Origin of the sequence: Exiguobacterium sp. s128 (assembly GCF_018618815.1) — a bacterium.
GTDB classification, from domain to species: Bacteria; Bacillota; Bacilli; order Exiguobacteriales; family Exiguobacteriaceae; genus Exiguobacterium_A; species Exiguobacterium_A antarcticum.
In genome coordinates, this window is sequence record NZ_JACSMT010000078.1 from 1 (window position 1) to 4545 (window position 4545).

Annotated in this window: 3 protein-coding genes and 1 riboswitch; all 3 genes read left to right on the forward strand. The window is 42.7% G+C overall.

What is annotated here, in order from left to right:
• Nucleotides 1-426: 426 nt before the first annotated feature.
• The 3 genes from KNQ13_RS15475 to KNQ13_RS15485 all read left to right on the forward strand — a co-directional run bounded on the left by KNQ13_RS15475 (nt 427) and on the right by KNQ13_RS15485 (nt 4245).
• A complete protein-coding gene (locus KNQ13_RS15475) occupies nt 427-1353 on the forward strand; it encodes a YsnF/AvaK domain-containing protein (RefSeq protein WP_026830734.1) in 927 nt (308 codons plus the stop codon).
• A 347-nt stretch (nt 1354-1700) separates the two neighbouring features.
• A riboswitch (purine riboswitch) is annotated at nt 1701-1802 on the forward strand.
• An 86-nt stretch (nt 1803-1888) separates the two neighbouring features.
• The gene (locus tag KNQ13_RS15480) at nt 1889-3241 is read left to right on the forward strand and encodes an NCS2 family permease (protein ID WP_014969453.1); all 1353 of its coding nucleotides are present in this window, start codon (nt 1889-1891) and stop codon (nt 3239-3241) included.
• A gap of 92 nt (nt 3242-3333) precedes the next feature.
• The gene (locus KNQ13_RS15485) at nt 3334-4245 is read left to right on the forward strand and encodes a proline dehydrogenase family protein (protein WP_209548546.1); all 912 of its coding nucleotides are present in this window, start codon (nt 3334-3336) and stop codon (nt 4243-4245) included.
• Nucleotides 4246-4545: the final 300 nt, after the last annotated feature.

Consider the following 4545-nt stretch of genomic DNA (forward strand, 5'->3'; position numbering starts at 1 on the left):
TTTTGTGTGGTAACTCTATTCTACACGAGGTCGTTATGGGTTTTTTTGTGTTTTCAGCTAGGTGTTGCACTTAATATTACAATTCGTCAATAATAAAAAAGCTTTGTATGAACAAATTGGTGACTCGATTTATAAAAAGAAAAATATAAAACAGAAAATATAAAACAGAATAGAAGATTAAAGCAAAATATTAGTTTTTTTAAAATTGATGAATAGCGAACGTAGAATATCATTGGAATATTTAGAGAAAGTCTGTCGCTAAATTAGCGTTGACTTTTTTTTACGAAAACATGTATAAATAATGTTTAATTAAAAAAGAAGTAGGGGAAATTCAAAATGTTGGCATTTAAAATTATTTGTAAGCGTTTGATATTTGATTTTAACATTAAATTTTAAACGCTGTTAATCCAAAAGGAGGAAGAGATCATGAGTAGAAAAGAGAATACATTTATCGACCTGTTTAATAGCCAAGCGGAAGTATTAAGCAAGGTGAATGAATTAAAGGCACAGGGTTATAATGAAAGAGATATGTATGTCGTCGCACAAGATAAAGATTCGTTTTCTATGTTGAAAGACCAGACAGACGTGAATGTGGATACTACGGGTGAAGAGCAGCATCAAGGGTTCATGGGGAAATTCATGGCTGCCTTCTCTGATGATTCTTCTACGGAAGCATTCAATGGTATGGGGCTAGATCGTACTGAATCAGAAGAGTACCGTCGTCAAGTACAGAATGGAAAATTGGTATTGTACGTAGACAGTGATTATGGGGATTCTTACGAAAAACACAATCAGAGTTATGGTCAAGGATACGGTACGACTTCAGAAGTGGACCGGAATCAGGATTACGATAAATCTTCAGAAATGGATCGGACATCTACTACTGCATCAGATGTTGGGACAGAGGAAGAACGTATTCGCCTACATGAAGAACGTTTGAACGTTGATAAAGAAAGAGTTCAAACTGGAGAAGTAAACGTTAGCAAACGTGTTGTCGAAGATCAACAATCCATTGAAGTCCCTGTTGAGCGTGAAGAAGTATATGTAGAACGTCGCCCAGTCAACGAGAGCGAAACGAGAACAGAGGCGTTTGTAGACGAAAATGACTCCATCCATGTCCCGCTTTCTGAAGAACGCGTTGTAGTTTCAAAACAAGATGTCGTTACTGAAGAAATTGTGGTCGGGAAACGGAAAGTTCAAGATACTGAAATCGTCTCAGAAACAGTTCGTCGTGAAGAAGCGGATATCGATGATGGTACGAGTACAACGAATAATCTTGATCGAGATAACAGACTTGATCGAGATAATGATCTTGATCGAAACAACGGACTTGATCGAGATGATAGAAGATAATTTTATAGTTAATTGTTAAAAGAGAGTAGCTCATCAGCTACTCTCTTTTTTGTGAAAGGTCTGGTCGCATCCTCTTACTTCGAAGAATTGCCTGAACTGAAAGTTTTAGTTATGCCCGTATTCGCTGTAGTTATGGTGATCGCGTTCGGAAAACGACGGATTCAGTTGCAAGTTCATCAATTGTTATTCAAGAAGCGTCCTGAAGAACATATTCAAGCCAAAGCAAATAAAGAAAAACGCTTCCAAAACCGAACGTTCGGATTAATTAAAGAACTAAATTTCGCTTTTATGGTTGACCGTCCATTTTTTGCGTGCTACGATGTGTCTGTTCTTATTTTTATCATCCACTAAAAAACAAAAAATAATGCCGTATAATTCTGGGGATATGGCCCGGAAGTCTCTACAGGAACACCTTAAAGGTTCCTACTACGGCGTGCACTGATTCTGGTGTGCGCTTAAAGAAACGGCTTTTACCGCTTAGGTAACTGCCGTTTTTTTCGTTTCTTGAGACGGCTTATTTGGAAAGAGGGCAACCATGAGCACACAGATGAAACCGCAACAACCAAAACAAAAGGAGAACGCGATTGCGCGTTACTTCGATTTTAATGGACTCGGTACGAATATGCGGACAGAGTTCATCGCCGGTATGACGACCTTCTTCGCAATGGCCTACATCTTGTTCGTCAATCCGAACACGCTTGCTGAAGCCGGGATGGATGCAGGAGCAGTCTTCGGAGCAACGGCACTCGTTGCGATCATCGGTTCGGTGACGATGGGCCTACTCGCCAATTACCCAATCGCCCTGGCGCCCGGTATGGGACTCAACGCATTCTTCGCCTACAGCGTCGTCATCGGAATGGGCATTCCGTGGGAGACCGCTTTATCCGGTGTCTTGGTATCCGGACTTGTCTTCATGGTCTTGACGGCGTCCGGTATTCGCGAAACGATCATCAATGCGATTCCTGAACCCCTTAAAATGGCAGTTGCTGCCGGAATCGGTTTATTCATTGCTTTCATCGGTTTGAAAACAGGTGGTATCGTCGTCGCCAATGAAGCAACACTCGTCTCACTTGGTAATCTTGGTCAAGGAACAACATTACTTGCCGTCTTCGGATTAGTCATTTCAGCGATCTTAATGACACGTGGTATTAAAGGCGCCATCTTCTTCGGAATGATCATTACAGCGATTGCGGGGATGATCTTCGGCTTGATTCCCGTACCATCCGGTCTAGGTGAGATCGTCTCGGCGCCACCAAGCATCGCACCGACATTCGGACAAGCGTTCTTACACTTTAACGAAATCTTTACGGTACAGATGGCAGTCGTCATTTTAACATTCTTCTTCGTTGATTTCTTTGATACAGCAGGAACACTCGTTGCTGTAGCGAACCAAGCCGGTTTGATTAAAGATAATAAAGTCCCGCGTGCCGGTCGTGCCTTGATCGCGGACTCGACAGCAACGGTCGCGGGTTCGATTCTCGGAACGTCGACAACGGTCTCCTACATTGAATCGAGTGCCGGGGTCGCAGCCGGTGGACGTTCAGGGATGACGGCGATTGTCACAGGATTATTCTTTGGACTTGCCTTGTTCTTCTCACCACTACTTGCGGTGATTACGGCGCCGGTTACAGCACCGGCATTGATTATCGTGGGCGTCTTGATGGCTTCTTCGCTTCTCCAGATTGATTGGAAGAAGTTCGAATATGCAGTTCCGGCATTCTTGACGGTCATCATGATGCCACTGACGTACTCGATTGCAACCGGGATCGCGTTCGGATTCTTATTTTATCCAATCACGATGATCGCGAAAGGACGCGCGAAAGAGGTCCATCCAATCATGTATGCGATGTCCCTCGGATTCCTGGCGTACTTCATCTGGTTACACTAAGTGTTCTTGTACGTTTGACGTCTTTCTTCTATATAGAAGAAAGGCGTTTTTTTTGTTGATCAGGGAAAGGAAAGAAAGAGGAGGTGTTTTGGATGATTGAAAAAATTACAGGCCCTGTATTTGAATACTTAGCGGAAGACAAACGATTGATCAAGCTGGCCCGAAAAATCGGTTTGCCGCTAGGTGGCACATTTTTTGTTGGTGGACAGACGTTGGATGAAACCGTTGGAACCGTCCAAACGTTAAATCAAGATGGGCGGGCGGCGACCATCGATTGTTTAGGTGAGTTCATCGAATCAGAAAAAGACGCCATCGATATCGCGGATGAATGCATAAAAGTCATTCACCGTATTTCAGAAGATCAACTGAATGCCCAAGTGTCCTTGAAGCTTACATCAGTTGGTTTACGGTTAAATCCAGAAATCGCTTTTGCACAAATGACGCGCATTTTAGAAACGGCAGAACGTTTTGATATGCGCGTGACGATTAACATGGAAGAAGAGGCGGTATGTGAATCGATCATACATGTATTTGAACAGCTGCGAACAAGATTTTCAAACGTCGGCATTGCCTTGCAAGCGAATCTGTATCGCAGTCGCTTCGATCTTGAACGTTTGCAATCCACCGTTCGTGTTGTTAAAGGAGCGTACACAGGTCCAGCTGATATTTATATCGAACGGAAAGAAACCGTCGATGCGACATATTTACAGCTAGTCAAAAAAAACCTTTTGCAAGGGTGTTATACGCAGGTGGCGACACATGACGAAGACATGATTCAAGAAGTTATCCGTTTCGTGCATCAACAGGGAATCGGATTCGAACAATTTGAATTCCAGATGCTGCAAGGGATGCGACCGAATCGGCAAAAGGAATTGGTAGAGGAAGGATTCCGTGTCGTGATCTATGTTCCGCATGGCGTCGACTGGTACACATATTTGATGAAACGTTTGGCGGAACGACCAGCGAACATCGTCTTTACTGCAATCAGTATGTTAAGGCTGTAACTACTTTGCAAAGGGTTCTTAAACTCTTTGTAAAGTTTTTTTGAAATAATGCTTGTGTTTGTCGAATTTTGTTGGTATATTAATAAATGTTCCAGCGAGACGCCTTTTATAAACGGTTTGTTGGGGCTGAAAAAACTTTTCTAAAACGTGGTTGACATAATCGAAAGAACCTGTTAGTCTATTAAAGTCGCTAACACGACTTAAACGAAACGACGAACTTTGAAAACTGAACGATGAGGCAAAAAACGTATCTTCGGATACAAACAATGAATGAAGCGCAAGCTTCGTCAACGTGACTTC